Origin of the sequence: Amycolatopsis sp. CA-128772, assembly GCF_002904295.1 — a bacterium.
GTDB lineage: Bacteria > Actinomycetota > Actinomycetes > Mycobacteriales > Pseudonocardiaceae > Amycolatopsis.
The window spans coordinates 93,213-113,214 of the sequence record NZ_PPHG01000040.1 but is presented as its reverse complement, the minus strand read 5'-3'; the positions used below and the strand labels follow the sequence as shown (position 1 = coordinate 113,214).

The 20,002-nt window shown below is 71.7% G+C and carries 21 protein-coding genes and 2 pseudogenes; 16 read left to right on the top strand and 7 right to left on the bottom strand.

Annotation, left to right across the window (positions count from 1 at the left end; all coding sequences use genetic code 11):
- Nucleotides 1-904, top strand: a pseudogene (locus C2L59_RS16650) (IS481 family transposase); the annotation flags it as partial.
- On the opposite strand, the gene C2L59_RS16645 reads toward C2L59_RS16650, so the two are convergent.
- Nucleotides 901-1,308, bottom strand: a complete 408-nt coding sequence (locus C2L59_RS16645) for a hypothetical protein (RefSeq protein WP_103350413.1) — start codon at nucleotides 1,306-1,308, stop codon at nucleotides 901-903. The pseudogene C2L59_RS16650 and the gene C2L59_RS16645 overlap by 4 nt on opposite strands.
- 161 nt (nucleotides 1,309-1,469) lie before the next feature.
- Here C2L59_RS16645 and C2L59_RS16640 point away from each other — a divergent pair, with 161 nt between their 5' ends.
- On the top strand, nucleotides 1,470-2,441 hold the full coding sequence (locus C2L59_RS16640) for a tetratricopeptide repeat protein (RefSeq protein WP_103350412.1): 972 nt from the start codon (nucleotides 1,470-1,472) through the stop codon (nucleotides 2,439-2,441).
- A gap of 48 nt (nucleotides 2,442-2,489) precedes the next feature.
- On the opposite strand, the gene C2L59_RS16635 is transcribed toward C2L59_RS16640, so the two are convergent.
- Nucleotides 2,490-3,923, bottom strand: coding sequence for a neutral zinc metallopeptidase (locus C2L59_RS16635; protein ID WP_103350411.1), 1,434 nt, complete (start codon nucleotides 3,921-3,923; stop codon nucleotides 2,490-2,492).
- A 132-nt stretch (nucleotides 3,924-4,055) separates the two neighbouring features.
- Here C2L59_RS16635 and glgP point away from each other — a divergent pair, with 132 nt between their 5' ends.
- Nucleotides 4,056-6,584, top strand: coding sequence for an alpha-glucan family phosphorylase (glgP, locus tag C2L59_RS16630; RefSeq protein WP_103350410.1), 2,529 nt, complete (start codon nucleotides 4,056-4,058; stop codon nucleotides 6,582-6,584).
- A 2-nt stretch (nucleotides 6,585-6,586) separates the two neighbouring features.
- Here glgP and C2L59_RS16625 read toward each other — a convergent pair whose 3' ends face one another.
- On the bottom strand, nucleotides 6,587-6,778 hold the full coding sequence (locus C2L59_RS16625; protein ID WP_233223524.1) for a hypothetical protein: 192 nt from the start codon (nucleotides 6,776-6,778) through the stop codon (nucleotides 6,587-6,589).
- 383 nt (nucleotides 6,779-7,161) lie between these two features.
- On the opposite strand from C2L59_RS16625, the gene C2L59_RS16620 reads away from it, so the two are divergent.
- From C2L59_RS16620 to C2L59_RS16605, 4 genes are read left to right on the top strand one after another with little or no spacing between them, the layout of a single operon-like run.
- Nucleotides 7,162-7,950, top strand: coding sequence for a hypothetical protein (locus C2L59_RS16620; protein WP_103350408.1), 789 nt, complete (start codon nucleotides 7,162-7,164; stop codon nucleotides 7,948-7,950).
- Between the two features lie 20 nt (nucleotides 7,951-7,970).
- Nucleotides 7,971-8,294 carry a hypothetical protein gene (locus C2L59_RS16615; protein WP_103350407.1) on the top strand — a complete coding sequence of 108 codons (324 nt, stop codon included), beginning with the start codon at nucleotides 7,971-7,973 and terminating at the stop codon, nucleotides 8,292-8,294.
- Nucleotides 8,295-8,307: 13 nt separating this feature from the next.
- Nucleotides 8,308-8,886 (top strand): putative T7SS-secreted protein, encoded by a 579-nt coding sequence (locus C2L59_RS16610; protein WP_103350406.1) that lies wholly within the window; start codon nucleotides 8,308-8,310, stop codon nucleotides 8,884-8,886.
- Nucleotides 8,887-8,943: 57 nt separating this feature from the next.
- A complete protein-coding gene (locus C2L59_RS16605; protein ID WP_103350405.1) occupies nucleotides 8,944-9,933 on the top strand; it encodes an LLM class F420-dependent oxidoreductase in 990 nt (329 codons plus the stop codon).
- A 41-nt stretch (nucleotides 9,934-9,974) separates the two neighbouring features.
- On the opposite strand, the gene C2L59_RS16600 is transcribed toward C2L59_RS16605, so the two are convergent.
- A complete protein-coding gene (locus C2L59_RS16600; RefSeq protein WP_103350404.1) occupies nucleotides 9,975-10,370 on the bottom strand; it encodes a rhodanese-like domain-containing protein in 396 nt (131 codons plus the stop codon).
- The gene (locus C2L59_RS16595) at nucleotides 10,367-10,912 is read right to left on the bottom strand and encodes a cysteine dioxygenase family protein (RefSeq protein WP_103350403.1); all 546 of its coding nucleotides are present in this window, start codon (nucleotides 10,910-10,912) and stop codon (nucleotides 10,367-10,369) included. The genes C2L59_RS16600 and C2L59_RS16595 overlap by 4 nt, the downstream gene beginning before the upstream one ends.
- A gap of 325 nt (nucleotides 10,913-11,237) precedes the next feature.
- Between C2L59_RS16595 and C2L59_RS16590 the strand changes: the two genes are divergently transcribed.
- The 8 genes and pseudogenes from C2L59_RS16590 (at nucleotide 11,238) to C2L59_RS16560 (ending at nucleotide 17,205) form a co-directional block, all read left to right on the top strand.
- A complete protein-coding gene (locus tag C2L59_RS16590; RefSeq protein ID WP_199199106.1) occupies nucleotides 11,238-12,059 on the top strand; it encodes an ABC transporter ATP-binding protein in 822 nt (273 codons plus the stop codon).
- Between the two features lie 100 nt (nucleotides 12,060-12,159).
- On the top strand, nucleotides 12,160-12,939 hold the full coding sequence (locus C2L59_RS16585; protein ID WP_103350424.1) for an enoyl-CoA hydratase/isomerase family protein: 780 nt from the start codon (nucleotides 12,160-12,162) through the stop codon (nucleotides 12,937-12,939).
- A gap of 4 nt (nucleotides 12,940-12,943) precedes the next feature.
- Nucleotides 12,944-13,909 carry a class I SAM-dependent methyltransferase gene (locus C2L59_RS16580; RefSeq protein ID WP_103350402.1) on the top strand — a complete coding sequence of 322 codons (966 nt, stop codon included), beginning with the start codon at nucleotides 12,944-12,946 and terminating at the stop codon, nucleotides 13,907-13,909.
- 1 nt (nucleotide 13,910) lies between these two features.
- Nucleotides 13,911-15,071, top strand: coding sequence for an SAM-dependent methyltransferase (locus C2L59_RS16575; RefSeq protein WP_103350401.1), 1,161 nt, complete (start codon nucleotides 13,911-13,913; stop codon nucleotides 15,069-15,071).
- 81 nt (nucleotides 15,072-15,152) lie between these two features.
- The gene (locus tag C2L59_RS16570; RefSeq protein ID WP_103350400.1) at nucleotides 15,153-15,917 is read left to right on the top strand and encodes an HAD family acid phosphatase; all 765 of its coding nucleotides are present in this window, start codon (nucleotides 15,153-15,155) and stop codon (nucleotides 15,915-15,917) included.
- A gap of 63 nt (nucleotides 15,918-15,980) precedes the next feature.
- Nucleotides 15,981-16,358, top strand: a complete 378-nt coding sequence (locus C2L59_RS16565) for a DUF427 domain-containing protein (protein WP_103350399.1) — start codon at nucleotides 15,981-15,983, stop codon at nucleotides 16,356-16,358.
- A gap of 1 nt (nucleotide 16,359) precedes the next feature.
- Nucleotides 16,360-16,524, top strand: a pseudogene (locus C2L59_RS50370) (LysR family transcriptional regulator); the annotation flags it as partial.
- A gap of 12 nt (nucleotides 16,525-16,536) precedes the next feature.
- Nucleotides 16,537-17,205, top strand: coding sequence for a substrate-binding domain-containing protein (locus C2L59_RS16560; protein ID WP_370444745.1), 669 nt, complete (start codon nucleotides 16,537-16,539; stop codon nucleotides 17,203-17,205).
- 1 nt (nucleotide 17,206) lies between these two features.
- Here the strand turns inward: C2L59_RS16560 and C2L59_RS16555 are convergent, their stop codons facing one another.
- Both C2L59_RS16555 and C2L59_RS16550 read right to left on the bottom strand, forming a co-directional pair.
- Nucleotides 17,207-18,172, bottom strand: coding sequence for a chitinase (locus C2L59_RS16555; protein WP_103350423.1), 966 nt, complete (start codon nucleotides 18,170-18,172; stop codon nucleotides 17,207-17,209).
- A gap of 92 nt (nucleotides 18,173-18,264) precedes the next feature.
- Nucleotides 18,265-18,969: a DUF2306 domain-containing protein gene (locus tag C2L59_RS16550; protein WP_103350397.1), complete on the bottom strand. Its 705-nt coding sequence runs from the start codon at nucleotides 18,967-18,969 to the stop codon at nucleotides 18,265-18,267.
- 143 nt (nucleotides 18,970-19,112) lie between these two features.
- On the opposite strand from C2L59_RS16550, the gene C2L59_RS16545 reads away from it, so the two are divergent.
- Complete coding sequence (locus C2L59_RS16545; RefSeq protein ID WP_103350396.1) at nucleotides 19,113-20,000, top strand: TetR/AcrR family transcriptional regulator C-terminal domain-containing protein; 888 nt, start codon at nucleotides 19,113-19,115, stop codon at nucleotides 19,998-20,000.
- The last annotated feature ends 2 nt before the right edge of the window (nucleotides 20,001-20,002 follow it).

Genomic DNA, 20,002 nt, shown 5'->3' with positions numbered 1-20,002 from the left:
AGCGAAGATATTCATGGTCGCCGCAAAGACCGCGGCGAAGTGGGCCAAGCGCTACCGCGACGAGGGCGCAGCCGGGATGGCTGATCGCAGCAGCCGGCCCCACCACAGCCCGGCCCGCACACCCGGGCCGGTGGTCCGGGCGATCGTGAAGCTGCGGTGGCGGCAGCGGCTGGGCCCGGTCCAGATCGCCGGCCGGCTCGGCCTGCCCGCATCCACCGTGCACGTGGTCCTGGTGCGCTGCCGGATCAACCGCCTGTCCCGTATCGACCGGGTCACCGGCGAACCGCTGCGCCGCTACGAACACGACCACCCCGGGTCGCTGCTGCACGTCGATGTCACCAAGTTCGGCAACATCCCCGACGGCGGCGGGCACCGCTACGTCGGCCGGCAATAGGGCGAGGTCAACAAGCGAGCCACTCTGGGGCTGCCCCGCGGCGCGGACTACAAGCCCCGCACCGGGACCGCGTTCGTGCACACCGTCATCGACGACCACTCCCGCGTCGCCTACGCCGAGATCCACGCCGACGAAACCGCCGCCACCGCCACGGCGGTCCTGCGCCGGGCGGTGTCCTGGTTCGCCGACCTGGGCGTCACCGTCGAGCGCGTGTTATCGGACAACGGCTCGGCCTACCGCTCCCATGCTTGGCGGGACACGTGCGCCGAGCTGGGCATCAGCCCGAAACGGACCCGGCCTTACCGGCCGCAGACCAATGGCAAGATCGAACGGTTCCACCGGACTCTGGCCGACGGGTGGGCCTACGCCTGCTTCTACCCGACGGAGACACTGCGGCGGGCGGCGTTACCGAGCTGGCTGCACTTCTACAATCATCACCGACCCCACAGCTCAACCGGCGGCAAGCCGCCGGTCACCCGGCTAACCAACCTCCCTGGACATCACACCTAGGGCAGCGGCGGGGTGAAGGCCACGGTCCAGCGGCCGTCTTCGCTGGTCACGGTGAGCGGGTAGCTGAACGGCCGTCCGTCGTTCAGCTCACCGGACACCGTCGCCCGGGTGGGTGCGGCCGCGTCCGGCCCCAGGTCGACCCGCACATCGTGGACGCCGTGATCGGCCAGCACCGAGACGTAGTCCTTCGCGAAGTCCCCACCGCCCGAGCCGGGGTAGTCGAGCAGGTCGGCGAAGGCGTCGGCGTCGTGGCCGGAGAGCGCGGACGCGAGCCGCTCGCGCAGCTCGCCCGGGGTGGCGGCGCCGGGATCGGGCTCGTGCACGATGAGCAGCGTCACGGCACCCACCCACACGACGGCGGCCGCGATCGACAGGCCCACCTTCACGTCACGCCGGATGTGCACCCGCCGAGCCTGCCCCAGCGGTGCCCTCCTGCCAAGCGGACGGGCCGGTCGGGTGGGGAAACCCACCGTGCGGCCGGTCCCGCCGGCCGCGGAACGTGTCAGACCCTGGACAGGCCGGGCACCCGGTGAAACTCCTCCGGTGCGCGTGCCAGGATGGAACCGTGACACAACCACGCGGATCTGCAGCGAAGTCAGCGGCCCTGTCCGCCGCCCTTTCCGGCGCGGTCGACCTGTCCGCGCTCAAGGCCCGTGCCGATGCGGCGCAACGGCCGACGGCCCCGCCCGCCCGGCCGGCCGGCGACGGGCCGCCGCGGCCCGGCGGCGAGGGCGAGGCCGTGATCGATGTCACCGAGGCCACCTTCCAGGCCGAGGTCGTGGAGCGGTCCCTGCGTCAGCTCGTGGTCGTCGACCTGTGGGCCGAGTGGTGCGGCCCGTGCAAGCAGCTGTCCCCGGTCCTCGAGCGGCTGGCCGCCGAGTCCGGGGGCGCGTGGGTCGTCGCGAAGGTCGACGTCGACGCCAACCCGCGGATCGCGCAGCTGTTCGGTGCGCAGTCCATCCCGACGATCGTCGCCATCGCCGGCGGCCAGCCCGTCGACGCCTTCTCCGGCGCCCTGCCCGAGCCCGAGATCCGCAAGTGGATCAGCTCGCTCCTGGACGCCCTGCGCGACAAGCTGCCGGGCATCCGCGACGCCGAGGCGGCCGGCGGCCCGGTCGAGGAGCCGGAGGACCCGCGCTTCACCGAGGCGGAAGAGGCATTCGAGCGGGGCGACTTCGCCGCGGCGCAGGCCGCGTACGAGCGCATCCTCGACGTCGAACCGGCCAACGAGCTGGCCAAGAACGCCCTGGCCCAGGTCAAGTTCACCGCCCGCGCCGAAAGCGCCGACCCGGACGCCGTCGCCAAGGCCGACGCCGACCCCGCCGACCTGGCGGCCCAGCTCGACGCGGCCGACCTGGAAATCGCGGCGAACGAGGTCGAGGCCGGGTTCAAGCGCCTGATCGACACCGTCCGCCGCACCGCGGGCGAGGACCGCAACAAGGTCCGCGAGCACCTGGTGGCCCTGTTCGACCTGTTCGACCCGGCCGATGACCGGGTCATGAAGGCCCGCCGCGACCTCGCGAGCGCCCTCTTCTGAGAACGCACGAAACAGGCCCCCACCGCGGTGGGGGCCTGTTCGCGTGTCTCAGGCGTACTGCTTCGAGCAGACCGACGAGCCCTCGAGGTAACCCTTCCGCAGCGACTCGACCCGGTCGAAACCGCTGTCCGGCCGCTTCCCGTTCACGTCCGCCGACACCAGGCTCTCCGGCTGCAGCAGGTCCGCGATGGCCTCGTCGAGGTCACCGGCCGACAGCCGCAGGTCGCCCGGCCGGTTGGTGAACGCCGCCCACGCGCCCACCAGGCAGGCCGTGCGCAGGCCCGCGTTCGCGTTGTCGATCGACGCCCCGGCCCCCTTCTGGATGCCCAGCGCGTACCGCGACGCCACCTCCGAGAACGCCGCGAAGTCGCCCATGCCGCCCGGGTCCTCGCCCTTCATCTCGGCCTCGCGGTCGATCGGCTGGGCCAGCTGCGCGAGCTTCGCCAGGTCGATGCTGACCGTGTTGTCGTCCGGGCAGTACGACGCCGGCGGCGTGGTCTGGCAGCTGCCGCCGTCGGTGATCTCCGGCGCGGCCACCCCGGCGCCCTTGAACGCCTCGTCGAGGCTCTTCTTCAGCAGCTCGACGGCCTGGGCGTTGAACTTGGCGTCGCCCTTGCCCTTGTCACCCTTGTCGAACGGGCGCTCGGTCAGCCGGGCGTTGACGTTCTCGGTCGTCATCGCCGCGCACTCCTTCGGGCCCTTCTCGAACCCGGCCTGGAACGCGTAGGTGCGGTCGAACGCCGTGCCGTGCGCGCCCTTGTCGGCGGCGCTGGTGCCGGCCTGGTCGCGGATCAGGAACATCGACGCCATCACCTGGTTCAGGCCCTCGGACGTCGACACCCGGTAGAACTTGCTCTTGTCCTCGGCGACCCAGCGGAAGTAGCCGCCGGCGAAGCAGTCGGCCTGCTGCTCCTTGACCACGGTCGGGGTGTTCTTGGCGATCCCCGCCTTGTCGCCGAGCCGGTACTGGACGGCGTGGCCGAACTCGTGCGCGAGCACCACGACCACCGACATCGGGCCGAACCGCTGGCGCAGCATCGGCAGCAGCACGCCGCGGTCCCACGCCACCGAGTCGTCGACCGGGCAGTAGAACGCGTTCACGAGCTTCTTCACGCTGCCGCAGCCGGTCTTCTCGGTGTCGGTCTGCGCGTCGTAGGACAGCAGCGACTTCACCGGCTCGAACTGCTGCCCGAAGTTCGCCTGGAGCATCTCGCCCCAGTACGTCTGGACGTCGGCGATCGCGGCGGTGGCGAGCTTGTCGTCCTCGCCGCCGTCGGCGTTGCGGACGTCGAGGTCCGGCGACGGCGCGTCCGGCTTGAGGCCGCTCTCGAAGTGCGTCACCGGCAGCCCGGAGACCGAGCCCGCCCCGGTGTCCTTGGCCGGGTCCCCGCTCGCGCCGCCCTTGTCGTTGCACCCGCTCACGGCCACCGCCGCGACGGCGAGCAACGCGACCAGCGCGCGCCGTCCTCCCCCTGGGATCATCTGTCCAACTCGCTCTCGTGCCCACCCGGTACCCGACGGCCAGGACCCTACCCAGGGCATTCGCGGCGCGTGCACGTTATCCCCGAAGTCCTCCTGCGCAGGTCGGCCCGCGGCCCGATATCGTCGCTTCCCATGCGTGCAGTCCGCCGGTTCACCGTCCGCGCCAGCCTCCCGGACTCCCTCGCCGGCCTGGGTGCGCTGGCCACCAACCTGCGCTGGACGTGGCACCCGCCGACCCGGGACCTGTTCGCGTCGATGGACGCCGAGCTGTTCAACGCCGTGCGCGACCCGCTGCGGATGCTCACCGCGCTGCCGCCGGCCCGGCTCGACGAGCTCGCCGTCGACGACGACTTCCTCGCGCGCGCCCGCGCCGCGGCCGAAGACCTGGAGAAGTACCTGTCCGAACCGCGCTGGTACCAGCGCCGCGAAGACGACGACCTGCCGGCCGCGGTCGCCTACTTCTCGATGGAGTTCGGGGTCACCGAAGCGCTGCCGAACTACTCCGGCGGCCTCGGCGTGCTGGCCGGCGACCACCTCAAGGCCGCGTCCGACCTGGGCGTGCCGATGGTCGGCGCCGGGCTGCTCTACCGCAACGGTTACTTCCGGCAGTCGCTGTCGCTGGACGGCTGGCAGGTCGAGCACTACCCGGTGATCGACCCGAACGCCTTCCCCCTGGAGCTGCTGACGGCCGGCGGGCGGCCGGTGCTGATCGGCGTGGCGATGCCGGGCGGGCGCGAGCTGTGCGCGCAGATCTGGCAGGCCCGCGTCGGCCGGGTGCCGCTCCTGCTGCTCGACACCGACACCGAGGCCAACGACGAGGACCTGCGCGGCGTCACCGACCGGCTCTACGGCGGCGACGCCGACCACCGGCTGCGGCAGGAGATCCTGGCCGGCATCGGCGGGTTCCGCGCGGTGCGGAAGTACTGCGAGCTGACCGGGCACCCGCAGCCGATGGTGTTTCACACGAACGAGGGACACGCGGGCTTCCTCGGTCTGGAGCGCGCCCGCGAGATCGTCCAGGCCGACGGCCTCGCGTTCGACGAGGCCATGCCCGCGGTCCGCGCCGGGACGCTGTTCACCACGCACACCCCGGTCAGCGCGGGCATCGACCGGTTCCCGGTGGACCTGGTGCAGCGCTACTTCAACGACGGCAGGCTGGTGCCGGACATCGACCCGCGCCGCGTGCTCGCGCTGGGCGCCGAGGACAACCCCGGGCTGTTCAACATGGCCCACATGGGCCTGCGGCTGGCGCAGCGCGCCAACGGGGTGTCCCAGCTGCACGGACGTGTCACCCGGAAGATGTTCTCCCGGCTGTGGCCCGGGTTCGACCACGCCGAGGTGCCGATCTCGTCGGTGACCAACGGCGTCCACGGCCCGACGTGGGTGGCGCGCGAGCTGAGCACGCTGCTCGGGCGCGAGTGGGGCCTCGACGTCGGCGAGGGCCCGCTGCGCGACGGCGTGTCCGACGCGCAGCTGTGGGAACTGCGGCGCGAGCTGCGCGAAAAACTCGTGTTCGAGGTCCGGCGCCGGGTGCGCGCGGCGTGGCTGCAGCGCGGTGCGTCGCCGCTGGAGCTGGGCTGGGTGGACTCGGTCTTCGACCCGGACGTGCTGACCGTCGGGTTCGCCCGCCGCGTCCCGACGTACAAGCGGCTGACGCTGATGCTGCGCGACCCCGAGCGGCTGCGGACGCTGCTGCTGCACGAGGACCGGCCGATCCAGGTGGTCGTGGCGGGCAAGTCGCACCCGGCCGACGAGAACGGCAAGCAGCTGATCCAGCAGATCGTCCGGTTCGTCGACGGCGCGGACGTCCGGCACCGGATCGTCTTCCTGCCCGACTACGACATGTCGATGGCCCGCTACCTCTACCGCGGCTGCGACGTCTGGCTGAACAACCCGGTGCGGCCCCTGGAGGCGTGCGGGACGTCGGGGATGAAGTCGGCGCTGAACGGCGGGCTCAACCTGTCGATCCGCGACGGCTGGTGGGACGAGTGCTACGACGGCAGCAACGGCTGGGCGATCCCGACGGCGGACGGCGTCACGGACCCCCTCCGCCGTGACGACCTGGAGGCCGCGGCGCTGTACGAGCTGCTGGGCCAGCAGATCGCGCCGCTGTTCTACGACCGCTCGGACGGCGGCGTCCCCACGGGCTGGCTGTCGATGGTGTGGCACACGCTGGAGACGCTCGGCCCGCGGGTCCAGGCGTCCCGCATGGTCCGCGAGTACGTCGACAACGGCTACCTTCCCGCGTCTCGCACGGTGGCGGCGGCCACGGGCGACGGCTACCGCGGCGCGCTGTCGCTGGCGGACTACCGCACGAAGCTCGAGGTGTCGTGGCCGCGGGTCCGCATCTTCGACTCGGAGCTGCTGGTCGAGGCGACCGAGCCGCTGGTGGTCGGCACGGAGGTGACGATCCGCGCCCGGATCGACCTGGCGGCCCTCGACCCGTCCGAAGTGGACATCCAGGCGGTGGTCGGCCGGGTCGGCGACGACGACGAGCTGCACGACACGGTGACGGTCCCGATGACGGGCGACGGCATCGGCGCGTTCGCGGCCCGGGTGAAGCTGCCCCGCCCGGGCTCGATCGGCTACACGGTCCGCGTCCTGCCGAAGCACGGCCTGCTGGCCACCCCGGCGGAGCTGGCGCGGGTCGTGCTGGCCTGAGCTCACCACGGCCGCCGTCCGGGCGGCGGCGGGGGCAGCACCGGCCGGCCGGTGCGCCAGGCGTGCTCGACGGCCTGCAGCCGGGCTTCGAGCTCGGCGACGCGGCCGGCTTCGACCTCCCTGGGCCGCGCCGGCCACGCCGTGGCGCGCGCCGTCGCCAGGCTGCCGACCAGGAAGGCCAAAACCGCAATCAAGATCAATTCCACTGTGGTCCTCCCGGAATGCCGGACGGCCGGTCGGGAACGGGCCGTCGGAACCAACGTACGGGCGTTGATCCATTCGCAGTGCGCTGATCTGCGGTTTCGCCACAAACAGGTCAAGGACGACTGTACGGTGTGGTGAACCGGAAAATAGATTTGTCGACTTCGCGGCGAAGTGTGGGCGAGAAAGTGTCGCGAATCTGGCCAAAACCTGGCAAAAACCCAGGTAGTGGCGAGTTCCTGCAGGTGACACGCGCGGGTAAAGGGCTTGCCTTTCCGGATCACGAATCCTTTATGATGCTGCTCCATTGTGGAGGCGGGGGAGGGCGATGACCGGGCAGGACCGGCCGGCTGAGGGAATTGATCCCCGAGCCCGCGTGCGCGTCGAGAATGCGGTGGGCAAGCTGCACAAAAACGCGGGTGTCCGGGTTTCCGGCCTGCGCGAGGCGCTCGGTCCCGAACTCCGGGAATTCTGGGGCATCGGGGACGCCGATCCGGCGCAGCGGGTCTGCGCCGTCGTCTACCTGCGCCTGATGGAAGTGCTCCGGTCGATGGTCGAGCCGGAACCGAAGCTGGAGCGGCTCGTGCACGTGGCCTACAACGTGGAGCCGCTGCCGCTCGACCGGAACCTGGCCGCTCGCCTGGAGAACCTGCTCGGCCGTTCGGCTCGCAGCTTCCAGCGGGACCTCAAGCCGTTCCGGGACGAGCTGTTCGTCAGCCTCCGGAGCCGCCGGCGGCCGCTCGGCGAGCCGGACGTCCGGGAAGCCGAGGGCCGGTTCGCGGCCGGTCCCGCCCGGACCGTCCCGAGCAGCCCGATCGAGGGGTTCCACCTCGATTCGGCCGGCGTGGTCCGGTGGTTCCTGGACCGGTTCTGGTGCGCACCGGCCGACGCCGGTCACGCGCCCGTGGTCGCCGACCTCGGTGCGCGCGGAGTCTGGCTGTGCGCCTTCGGCGACCAGGGTGCGCTGGACGAGTACCGCGAGAGCGCCGGGTGCCAGTGGCCGCTGTCGGTGACCGGTACCGGACGCGAACTCGCCGCGGTGGCCGACCGCGCGGCCTGCGGCCTGCTCCTCAACCCCAGCCGCAGCCGGGGGACCGGCGCCGAGCGCGCGTTCTCGATCCCGCGGTCGCTGATCGCCGAACTGGTTCGCGGCTTCCCGGACTGACCACGAAGGACGGTTCCCCGATGAACGGCTTCGAAGCCGATCCCGTGCTGCTGCGGGCCGCCGGTCACCGGTTCGGTGCCCTGGCCGCCGAGTCCGCGGCCTGCCCCGAGCTGCGCTACGCGGCCAAGGCCGAGCACGCCGGTGACGTGCTGCTCGGCCGCGCCCTGGACGACCTCCAGGACGCTTCGGCGCGCGCGGCCGCGCTCCTGCTGGGGGAGGCGCGCGAGCTCGGTGCGCGGCTCGAGCGGGCTGCGCGCCTGTATGCCGGCCGGGACGCCGACGCCCTCGGCGCGGTCGGCCTGATCGGGGCACCGGAGCCGTCCGGCCCGGCCGGCCTCGGCTGAGCGGGCGGCCGACGTGACCTGGGATCCCGGCACCGTCAACCTGCTGCGGGGCGAGGCCGCCCGGCTCGGGGCGCTGGCGCGGGTGTTCGACGAGCTCGACACCGAGGCGCGGCTGCTGCTCCCGGAAGGCTGGACGGGAGCTGCGCACGACGCGTTCACCGACGCGCGTGCCCGCCTGGCGAAGCAGCTGAGCTCGGCCGCTGACGCCCACCACCTCGCGTCCCGGGCGCTGGACGGCTACGCCGAAACCCTGTGGGAGCTGGGCGAACGGCGTCGGCACGAGCCGCTGTCGGACGGCTTGGCCCGGCTGGAGCTCCAACGGGTCGAGGCGGCGGGCGTGGCGGAAGCGGCCTGCCGGGAGGCGGCCGCCCGGCTCGCCGAACTGCGGCCGGTGCTGCCCGAACACGCCGAGGCGGCGGCCCCGGCCGGGCCCCCGCTGCCGCCACCGGCACCGCCGGCCCGCGGCGGCGGTGTGGCTCCCGAGCCGGAGGAACCCGGAGATCCCCGGCTCGGCGACGTCGACCGCGTCGCCTACCGCGGCCACCTGCAGGATCTTTGCGACGCGGTGCTCGACCACTTCGCCCGCGGCTGACCCGGACTACTCGAAATGGCGGCGCGCGCAGCCCTGAGCAAAGCTAAGTTCGGAGGTATGCGCTTCGGAATGTTCGTCCCGCAGGGCTGGCGGCTCGACCTGGCCGGCATCGACCCCGCGGACCACTGGCAGACCATGCTCGGCCTCGCGAAACACGCGGAGGCCGGCCCCTTCGAATCGATCTGGGTCTACGACCACTTCCACACCGTGCCCGTGCCCACCGAGGAGGCCACGCACGAGGCGTGGTCGCTGATCTCGGCGTTCGCCGCCGCGACCGAGAGCATCCGGCTCGGGCAGATGTGCACCTGCATGGGGTACCGCAACCCCGCCTACCTGGCGAAGGTCGCCGCCACCGCCGAGATCATCTCCGGTGGCCGGGTCGAGATGGGCATCGGCGCCGGGTGGTACGAGCACGAGTGGCGGGCCTACGGCTACGGCTTCCCGTCCGCCGGCGAGCGGCTCGGCCAGCTCGACGAGGGCGTCCGCATCATGCGGGACCTCTGGACCACCGGAACGTCCACCTTGGACGGCAAGCACTACCAGACCGACGGGGCGATCCTGCGGCCCCTTCCGCTGCAGGACGGCGGGATCCCGCTGTGGATCGCCGGCGGCGGCGAGAAGAAGACGCTCCGGATCGCCGCGAAGTACGCGCAGTACACGAACTTCTACCCCGAGCCGGAGATGTTCACGCGCAAGTCGGAGATCCTGGCCGCGCACTGCAAGGACGTCGGCACCGACTTCGACGCGATCGTCCGCTCGGGCAACCTCGGCGTCGTCCTCGGCGAGACCGACAAGGACGTCCGGGAGAAGGTGGCCTGGCTGAAGGCCCACTACGAGAAGTACGTCCCGGCGGAGCAGGCCGAGCGCGCGATCGCCACCTTCGCGAGCGGCCCGGCGGTCGGCACGCCCGACAAGGTCGCCGAGCACCTCAAGGCGCTCGGCGAACGCGGCATGTCCTACGCGATCCTCAACTTCCCCGAGGCCGCGTACGACCGTTCCGGCATCGACCTGTTCACCAAGCACATCGCCCCGGCGCTGGCCGGCTGAGAACTGTCGGTCCTCCCCGGTAGCGTGGAAAACGGGGGCTGCTAAGGCACCGCCGGGCTGCCGCCGGCCTGCACGGGCAGGCCGGCGGCAGCCCACGCGCGGAAGCCGCCGTCGAGGTCGGTCGCGTGCGGCAGCCCGAGCCGCTGCAGGTCGGCCGCCGCCAGGCTCGACGAATAACCCTCGTTGCACACCACGATCACCGTCGCCTCGGGCGACACCGACGGCAGCCGCCACTCGCTGTCCGGCGCCAGCCGCCACTCCAGGTGGATCCGCTCGACGACCACCGCGCCCGGGATCTCGCCCTCCGCCGAGCGGTTCGCCAGCGGCCGGATGTCGACCACCAGTGCCCCCGCCTCCTGCAGTTCGCGGGCCCGGACGGGGGTCACCCGGTCCAGCCCGGAGCGGGCCTTCTCGAGCAGGGATTCGACAGCGCTCATGATCGGACGATAGCGGGCAGCGGCGGGATTTCCGCCGGAACGTCGGCCAGCGTGGCGTACTCCCGCGTCGCCACCAGCGGCGGCGAATACGCGTGGACGCTCGCCGCGGGCTGGTCGCCCAGGCCGGTGATCTGGTGGGCGCGGCCCGCGCCGAAGCCGAGGCCCTGGCCGGCGACGTGCGTGCGGCGCCGGATCGGGCCGCCCGGGTAGCGGTACTCCTCGCCGAGTTCACCCTGCAGGACGGTGAACGAACCGGACGCGCCGCCGTGGTCGTGCGGCTTCGTGTGCTGGCCGGGCAGCCACGACAGCAGCCACAGCTCGACGCCGTCGGTCAGCGCCAGCCGTGCCCACCAGCGGCGGTCCTCGTCGAACCGCAGGATGCCGCGCAGGCCCGCGGTCAGCTCGGTGGTGACGGTGGCGGTCAGGTCGGCCAGCTCACGCGGTGTCCACAGCAGCCGCGACGGGTGCAGCAGCTCGGGCAGCAGCGGGTCGGTCAGCTGCGGGTGGATCTCGACGGACGGGCGAACCAGGGAAGTGGTCAACGCGGGTGCTCCTCGGACGCGAAGGGTTCGGGACACGGGGGCAGCACGGCACCGCACGCGCCCGGGGGCGCGAAAGGTCAGCGGAGCCGCGCCCGCGTACACCCGGCCGAAGCGACGAGGAGCAGGTCGATGGTGCGACGGCGCCAGAACGAACCCCGGGTGATCCCGGTGGCGGGCGCGTCGGCTGACATGCCCGCGATCCTGCCACAGCGACGCCCGCGGCTGCTCTCCCGCGGTGCGGCGTTCCACGTCGTGGACACTTCCCGACCTGCCGGTTCGCCGTCTCACCCGGGCGGGTGCGCACGCGCGCGCGACGGAAGACAGAATGGGGCTCGTGAGCGAGCCGATCCAGCCCAGCGAACTTGACGACCTCGTGGTCCGGATGGCCGGTGTCGGCGTCCGCCGGGGGACCAACGACCTCCTCGCCGGCCTCGACTGGACCGTGGAACTGGACGAGCGCTGGGTGGTGCTCGGCCCGAACGGGGCGGGCAAGACCACCCTGCTGCGCCTCGCCGCGGCCGAACTGCACCCGACCACCGGCGAGGTCGACCTGCTCGGCGAGCGCATCGGCCGGGTCAACATCTTCGATCTCCGCCCGCGCATCGGCTTCACCTCGGCGGCCATCGCCCAGCGCGTGCCGGGTGACGAGCTGGTCAAGGACGTCGTGGTCAGCGCCGGCTACGCGGTGCTCGGCCGGTGGCGTGAGCAATACGACACCCTCGACACCGCCCGCGCGACCGAGCTGCTCGAAGCGATGGGCATCGGCAACCTGGCCGAGCGCACCTTCGGCACGCTGTCCGAGGGCGAGCGCAAGCGGGCGCTGATCGCCCGGTCGCTGATGACCGACCCGGAGATGCTGCTGCTCGACGAGCCCGCCGCGGGCCTCGACCTGGGCGGCCGCGAGGACCTGGTCGCGCGGCTGTCCGACCTGGCGATGGACCCGGACGCGCCGGCCATCGTCCTGGTCACCCACCACGTGGAGGAGATCCCGCCGGGGTTCACCCACGCCCTGCTGTTGCGTGACGGCCACGCGGTGGTCGCCGGCCTGGTCGACGACGTCATCACCAGCGAAAACCTGTCGAAGACGTTCGACCAGGACCTCGTGCTCGAGCGTTCCGGGGATCGCTTCTTCGCCCGCCGTCGCTAAGCTGTCCCTTACCGGCCGGTAGGGTGCTGGCAGGCCGTCAAGAACGGCACTTTCACGTGAAAGTGCCGTTGTTGGCCGTTCGTCAACGAGGAGGATGGGCGTGGGAGAGTTCGTAACCCTGGAGGTCAAGGACGGGGTCGGCACCATCCGGCTCGACCGGCCGCCGGTCAACGCCCTGAACGCCCAGGTCACCGCCGAGCTTGCCGAGCTGGCGAAGGAAGCGACCGAGCGTGACGACGTTCGCGCGGTGATCCTCTACGGCGGCGAGAAGACCTTCGCGGGCGGCGCGGACATCAAGGAGATGGCCACCCGCACCTACCCGGAGATCGCCAAGTTCGGCGCGAACCTCACCGGCACCCTCGCGGCCATCGCGAACATCCCGAAGCCGGTCGTCGCGGCCATCACCGGCTACGCCCTCGGCGGCGGCCTCGAACTGGCGCTGACCGCGGACTGGCGCGTCGCCGGCGACAACGTCAAGGTCGGCCAGCCGGAGATCCAGCTCGGCGTCATCCCCGGCGCCGGCGGCACCCAGCGCCTGGCCCGGCTGATCGGGCCGAGCAAGACCAAGGACATCGTCTACACCGGACGGTTCGTCAAGGCCGAAGAGGCGCTGCGGCTGGGGATCGTCGACCAGGTCGTCGCCCCGGACGACGTCTACGCGGCCGCGCACAAGTGGGCGGCCCAGTTCGCCAACGGCCCGGCCGTGGCGCTGCGCGCGGCCAAGGCGGCCATCGACGGCGGCCTCGACATGGACCTCCCGAACGCGCTCAAGCTCGAATCACACCTGTTCGCCGCGCTGTGGGCGACCGAGGACCAGCAGAACGGCATGAAGTCGTTCATCGAAAACGGGCCCGGCAAGGCCACTTTCGAAGGGAAATGACGCCTTGACCGACGTGAACGACCCGGCGCCGAACCCGCACGCCACCGCCGAAGAGGTCCAGGCCGCGTACGCCGACCCCAAGCTGGCGAACGTGCTCTACCACGACTGGGAAGCCGGCACCTACGACGAGAAGTGGTCGATCTCGTACGACGAGCGCTGCATCTCCTACGCCACCGATGTGTTCAACGCCGTCGCGGGCGAGGACGGCCAGCCCTACCAGCACGCGATGGAGCTGGGCAGCGGCACCGGCTTCTTCCTGCTGAACCTGATGCAGGGCGGCGTCGCCAAGAAGGGTTCGGTCACCGACCTCTCGCCCGGCATGGTCCAGGTCGCGCTGCGCAACGCCGAGAAGCTCGGCCTCGACGTCGACGGCCGGGTCGCCGACGCCGAGCGCATCCCGTACGACGACAACACGTTCGACCTGGTGGTCGGGCACGCGGTGCTGCACCACATCCCGGACGTCCAGGCGGCGTTCCGCGAGGTGCTGCGCGTGCTCAAGCCGGGCGGCCGGTTCGTCTTCGCCGGCGAGCCGACCAAGGTCGGCGACTTCTACGCCCGCAAGCTCGGCCAGTTCACCTGGTTCCTGACGACCCGCGTGACGAAGCTGCCGGCGCTGCGCGGCTGGCGGCGTCCGCAGTCCGAACTGGACGAGTCGTCGCGCGCCGCGGCGCTGGAAGCCGTGGTCGACATCCACACCTTCGACCCGTCGGAGCTGGAGTCGTGGGCGCGCGGGGCCGGCGCCCAGGACGTGCGCGCGGTCACCGAGGAGTTCGCCGCGGCCCTGGCCGGCTGGCCGATCCGGACGTTCGAAGCCGCGGTGCCCGCCGAGAAGCTCACCGTGCGCTGGCGGCTGTTCGCCTACCACCTGTGGCTGCGGCTGTCCGCCGTGGACAAGAAGGTGCTGGCCAAGATCCTGCCGCGGGAACTGTTCTACAACGTGATGATCACCGGGACCAAGCGGCCGTCCTGAATTGGGTTACTCGTTCAGCCTCGGCGACGTCGCCTACCTGCGTTCCGGCGCGGGGGTGGCGGCGCTCACCGAGGTCTCGGCGTTGCCGCTGACCGACCGGATCGCGGCGGTCGCCCAGGTGCGCCGTCTGGTCGGTGCGGAGCACGCGGCCGCCGTCCTGGAAACCGTGCTGCTGCGGCGGAAAGCCGTCGGCAAACTGTCCGGGGTGGACTGGCTGTTCACCTCCGACGCGCTCCAGCAGGCGAGCGCGTCGATCGTGGCGCGGCACCGGGCCGCCCGCCTGGCCGGGCTCGACGTCCACGACGTCACCTGCTCGGTGGGCGCGGACCTCGTCGAAATCGCCCGGGTGGCGCGGTACGCCCTCGGGTCCGATGTGGACCCGGTGCGGCTGGAGATGGCCCGGCACAACGGGGTGGCCGCGGGGGCCGCGTTCGGGCTCCTGCGCGCCGACGCGCTGCGGCCGGTGAGCCGGTCCGGGGTCGTCGTGGCCGATCCGGCGCGGCGCGACTCCGCCGGGCGCCGGGCGTGGAAACCCGCCGACTTCGCGCCGCCGCTGGACGGCCTGGTCGAGGCGTACCCCGGGCGTCCGCTGGCCGTCAAGTGCGCGCCCGGTCTCGACTTCGCGCTGACGCCGTGGGCCGAGGAGGTCGAGCTGGTGTCCTTGGACGGCCAGGTCCGCGAGTCCTGCCTGTGGCGCGGCCTCGGCACCGGCGTCACCCGGCGGGCGACCGTGCTGCATTCGGACGGGACACAGTGGACGGTCACTGATGCGGAACCGGACGAACTGCCGGTGCGGGAGCCGGGGGCGTGGATCGTCGACCCCGACGGCGCCGTCGTGCGCGCGGGACTGGTCCGGCACTACGCGGCGCGGCACGGGTTGTGGCAACTGGATGAACGCATCGCGTACCTGACCGGTGACACTCCGCCGCCCGGCGTGCGCGCCTTTCGCGTGCTGGAGCAGGGACCCTACAGTGAAAAGGCACTGAAGGCCGTCCTCAAGCGACACGACGTCGGGCGCCTGGAAATCCTGGTCCGCGGCCTGGACGTCGACCCGGACGCGCTACGGCGGCGGCTGAAACCCCGTGGTGACGCGGAAGCGTCGGTGGTGCTGACGCGGATCGGGCGGTCACCAGTTGCCTTTCTGTGTCGCGCCGGAAAGTGAACGGGAACGTTCGAGGGGTGGAACTCCGGGTGAACGTGACGTAGGTTCCCCGGGTCGCCAAGTCGTCACTGGAGGGTCGCCGTGTCCGGAAAATGGTCAGGTCTCGTCAAGCTCGCCGCCGCCGCGGCCATCGGCGCGACGGTCGCTTCGGGCGCCACTGCGCTGGCCGGCTCAAACGAATCGACGGCCGCCCGCGCGAAGGAGCCGGCCAACATCGGCCAGGTCAAGCTCGACGTCAAGGCGTACTACGGCGACTACGTCGACGCCGCGGGCAAGCATCACTACTCCGACACGAGCCGGTTCGTGAAGGACACCGGCCGGGTCGTCTCGGACGCGAAGCGCTTCCTCCAGCAGTCGCTGGGCCGGGTGAAGAACCCGGCGATCGTGCTGGACGTCGACGACACGTCCGAGATCACCTACGGCTGGGAAGCCGACAACGACTTCGGCTTCGACCCGGTCAAGCAGCAGCAGGCCATCGACAACGGCACGTTCGTCGCCAACAAGCCGGTGCTGGAGCTGGCCAGCTGGGCGGCGCAGCACGGCGTCAAGGTTTACTTCCTGACCGGCCGCAACGAGTTCCAGGGGCCGCAGTCGCTGAAGAACCTGGCCAACGAGGGCTTCCCGGCCCCGGCCGGCGCGTTCTTCAAGCCGAAGACGGCCGCCCCCGACTACCTCCCGTGCGGCCTGACCTGCAACACCGTCCAGTACAAGTCGGGCACGCGGGCGCACATCGAGGCGACCGGCGCGAAAATCGTGCTCAACCTGGGTGACCAGTTCAGCGACCTCGAAGGCGGCTACGCGCTGCACCCGGTCAAGCTGCCGAACCCGATGTACTACCTGCCCTGATCGCGGAATATCCGCCGGGCCCGGCGTGCTGCTCCCTGTACACAGGACTCTTAGGGAGCTGACATGGCGAAGAAGGTTCTGCAGCCGGGCCCGGACCACCCGATCACCGTCGAGCCGACCAAGGCGCGCGTGGTGGTCAAGGCGGGCGGCCGCGTGGTCGCCGACAGCCGCAACGCGTTCACCCTGCAGGAATCGACCTACCCGGCGGTCCAGTACATCCCGCTGGCGGACGTCGACGCGGGCGTGCTGGAGCGGACCGACCACGAGACGTACTGCCCGTACAAGGGCGAGGCGAGCTACTACTCGCTGAACGCGGGCGAGGTGAAGGGCGAGAACGCGGTCTGGACGTACGAGAACCCGTACGACGCGGTCGCGCCGATCAAGGACCACGTCGCGTTCTACCCGAACGTGGTCGACTCGATCGAGCTGGTCGAGGACTGAGCTGGACCTCGACCTGCTGCGCACGTTCCTGGCGGTCCACCGCGCGGGGTCACTGACGGGCGCGGCACCGGGGCTGGGCCTGTCCCAGCCGACGGTGACCGCGCAAGTCAGGGCCCTGGAGGAGCAACTGGGGCAGCAACTGTTCGTCCGCCGCGCCCGCGGCGTGACACCGACCTCAGTGGCCGACGAGTTGGCGGCCAGGATCGCCCCGCACATCGACGCCCTGGCGGACGTCACCGCCGGGCGGCCGGACCCGTTCGCGTCCCCGGTGCACCTGGCCGGGCCGGCCGAGCTGACGGCCGCGCGAGTCCTGCCGGCCCTGGCGGACCTGGTCGGCGGCGGGCTGGAGCTGCGGGTGACGTTCGGCCTGGCCGACGACCTCCTGGCCGGCTTGGCCCAGCGCCGGTTCGACCTGGTCGTCTCGACGATCCGGCCCCGCGGCCGCGGCTTCACGGCGACGCCGCTGACGGACGAGGAGTTCGTCCTGGTCGGCCCCCGCGGCTTCACCGGCGACCCCCGGACGGCCCGGCTGGTGGCGTATGCGGAGGACCTCCCGATCATCCGCCGCTACTGGCGCAGCGTCCTCGGCGCCCGTCCGCCGGCCCGCCCGGCGGTGGTGGTCCCGGACCTGCGCGCGGTGCTGGCCTGCGTGCTGGCGGCATGCGGCGTGAGCGTGTTGCCGCGGTACTTGTGCGCGGCGGAACTGGCGTCGGGGCAACTGGTCGCGTTGCTGGAGCCGGCGGAACCGCCGATCAACACGCTGTTCGTGGTCAGCAGGACCGAGCCGTGCCGGGCGGGGCCCGCGGCCGTGCGTGACGCACTGCTCGCGGACGCCGCCCGCTGGTGACTCAGCCCGTGTACCCGGCGAAGATCTTCGCGAACTCGTACGGCGCCTGCGGCACGTTGGTGCACCGGTAGAGCGCCCCGGTGCACGCGTTCGCGTCCCGGCCCTGCTCCCAGAGCGACAGCATCCCCAGGTGGACGGTCTTCGCGAAGGCCACCAGCGCCTTCGCGTCCTTCTGGTAGAAGATCTCGTTCTGCGAGTCGTTGACGCCGATCATCGGCGTGACGCCGACCTTCTTCCACGCCGCCGCGTCACTCAGGCCGTACAGCGCCTTCAGTTGCACTTGAGTGGCCTTGGCCGCCGAGATCGCCTTCGCGCCCTGGTCGCCGGCGCCCTGGTAGTAATCCATCGCCATCACGTTCACCAGGTCCAGATCGACCCCGGCGTCCTTCGCGGCCTTGACGACGTTGAGCCCGTCCGCGGTGAGGCCGTTCGGCAGCACCGGCAGGGTCAGGGAAATCTTCAGTCCCGGATTGTTGTTCTGCAGTGTCTTCAGGGCCTGGGACCGGCGCGCGATCGACGCCGGGTCCGCGACGGCCGCGCCCTCGATGTCGAAGTCGGCGTACTTGAGGCCGTACGCCTTGACCACGGCGTCGTACTCGGCCGCGACCTGCGCGGACGTGCTGCACGCCTGCGCCAGCTCGATGCCGGACGCGCCGCCGAAGGAGATCTTGACGTCGCCGCCCGCGTTGCGGATCTTGGCGATCTCCTCCTTCTGCCACGCCGTGCGCGGGTCGTAGGCGCCGAACCAGCTCGCCTTGCAGCCGTAGGAGTTGACGAATGCGAGCGTGAACCCCTTGACGCCGCTCGCGGCCGACATCGCCGACAGGCTGGGCGTCGGCCAGGCCCCCATGTCGACGTAGGGCCCGACCGGGATCGGCGAGCCGGCCGCGGCGCCCGCGGGGGCGGCGAACCCGGTGCTCAGCAGGGTGGCGCCGGCCAGGACGGCCAGCAGGGAACGGAGACGCATGGGAACCTCCACGACGACGAACGCGGCGGCGGGAACTGCGGTCTCCATTGGTATAGACCATTTACTGTGGTGTGGACCATCGGCCGAACGGGCTACGCCGGTGACGGTGCGTTGCGGCGGCGGGGCCGGCGCCCGAGCCACCACTCGGCGGCCAGCAGTGGCAGTACCCAGCCGGTCCACGTCGTGATGCCGGCGATGGCCTGGCCCAGTGCCAGTTCACTGCCGCCGAAGGTGGTGTCCAGTTGCGGCGCCAGCACGATCGCCCAGACGATGCCCCAGATCCGGTTGCTGATGATCGACATGCACAGCGCGAAGCTGCGGACCATCCAGCGCCGGTGGTCGCCGAACCGGCGCGCCCGCGCCATCCGGTAACCCTGCACGGTGCAGCCGAACCAGAGGGTCGCCAGCAGGACGTTGGACACGGCCCCGACCGGCCCGAACGGCGCCGCGAGAGCGATCACGAACCCGGCGATCGACGCGGGGATCGCGCCGGCGAAGACGTACACCCGCCCGGTGCGGCGGTGTACGGCCGGGTGCTTCTGCCGCAGCCACGGCCAGATCTGCAGCGCGCACGTCACCATGGCGATGGTCGCGAGGCCGATGTGGGTGACCAGCACGGGGTAGTACCAGCCGGTCGGGGCCGGGATCCGCGACCGCGCCGGGTCGAGCCCGAGGTACGGCGGGAGCGAGAACACCAGGAAGGCCGTGACGAGCAGGCCCAGCGGGAAGACCCACGGGCGCCGCCACCACGGCGCCGCGGGGCGGACCGCGGACAGTTGCCGTTCAGTTGTCGTCATGTTGCCCCCTAGTTTCGTACGGTGTATCGAAACCGTATTGAGCGCGGCAACTGAACGACAACAATCCCGTGCAGTAATGGGGGAGTACCCTGAAACTGTTCTACCACTGATCGGCAACTGTTCTAGTACGGATCGGGGAGTGCGTGACCGAGGCGCCCTACCTGCGGATCGCGGCGGACCTGCGCCGCCGGATCACCGCGGGCGAGCTGCGGCCCGGCGACCGCGTCCCGTCGACCCGGGCACTGGTCCGCGAGTGGGGCGTCGCGATGGCGACCGCGGCGAAGGCACTGGCCGCGCTGGGCGAGCAGGGCTGGGTGCGCGCGGTGCCGGGCAGCGGCACGGTCGTCGCCGACCGCACCCCGGCGAAGCCGCCGCTGGGCCGGGACGGCCTGGTCCGCGCGGCCATCGCGCTCGCCGACGCCGACGGTCTGGCCGCGGTGTCGATGCGGCGGCTCGCCGCCGAGCTGGACGTCGGCCCGATGGCGCTGTACCGGCACGTGCCGGACAAGGAGGAGCTGCTCCGGCTGATGGCCGACGTGGCGCTCGGCGAGGCGGAACTGCCGGCACCCGGCCCGGCGGAATGGCGGCCCCGCCTCGACCTGGCCGCCCGCGCGCAGTGGCGGGCGTACCGGCGTCACCCGTGGCTGGCGCCGATCCTGCTCAACTCCCTGGTCCGGCCGCCGGTGCTGGCGGCGGGCCTGCGGCTGCTCGACTGGTCGTTGCGCGCACTGGCCGGCACGGGCCTGAAGCGGCGGGTGAAGCTGCAGGTGGTCATGACGCTCAACGGCTGGGTCGGCGGCTTGGCGGTGAGCAACGCGTTCGAGGTCCAGGCCGAGCAGGACACCGGCATCACGGGCGACCAGCGCCTGGCGGCCGACATGGCGCTGCTGCACCGGTACCTCGGCTCGGGCCGCTACCCGGTGCTGGCGGAAGTGCTGACCGGCGTCGAGGACGTCGACCTCGACGAGGCGTTCGAGTTCGGCCTGCGGCGCCAGCTCGACGGCATCGCCGTGCTGCTGGGCGAACACTAGAC

Coding starts and splice junctions, on each gene's coding strand:
- C2L59_RS16555 (WP_103350423.1), bottom strand. CDS start 18,172: ATGCGTCTCCGTTCCCTGCTGGCCGTCCTGGCCGGCGCCACCCTGCTG.
- C2L59_RS16600 (WP_103350404.1), bottom strand. CDS start 10,370: ATGAGCGCTGTCGAATCCCTGCTCGAGAAGGCCCGCTCCGGGCTGGAC.
- C2L59_RS16635 (WP_103350411.1), bottom strand. CDS start 3,923: ATGATCCCAGGGGGAGGACGGCGCGCGCTGGTCGCGTTGCTCGCCGTC.
- C2L59_RS16590 (WP_199199106.1), top strand. CDS start 11,238: ATGGGGCTCGTGAGCGAGCCGATCCAGCCCAGCGAACTTGACGACCTC.
- glgP (WP_103350410.1), top strand. CDS start 4,056: ATGCGTGCAGTCCGCCGGTTCACCGTCCGCGCCAGCCTCCCGGACTCC.
- C2L59_RS16605 (WP_103350405.1), top strand. CDS start 8,944: ATGCGCTTCGGAATGTTCGTCCCGCAGGGCTGGCGGCTCGACCTGGCC.
- C2L59_RS16565 (WP_103350399.1), top strand. CDS start 15,981: ATGGCGAAGAAGGTTCTGCAGCCGGGCCCGGACCACCCGATCACCGTC.
- C2L59_RS16550 (WP_103350397.1), bottom strand. CDS start 18,969: ATGACGACAACTGAACGGCAACTGTCCGCGGTCCGCCCCGCGGCGCCG.
- C2L59_RS16615 (WP_103350407.1), top strand. CDS start 7,971: ATGAACGGCTTCGAAGCCGATCCCGTGCTGCTGCGGGCCGCCGGTCAC.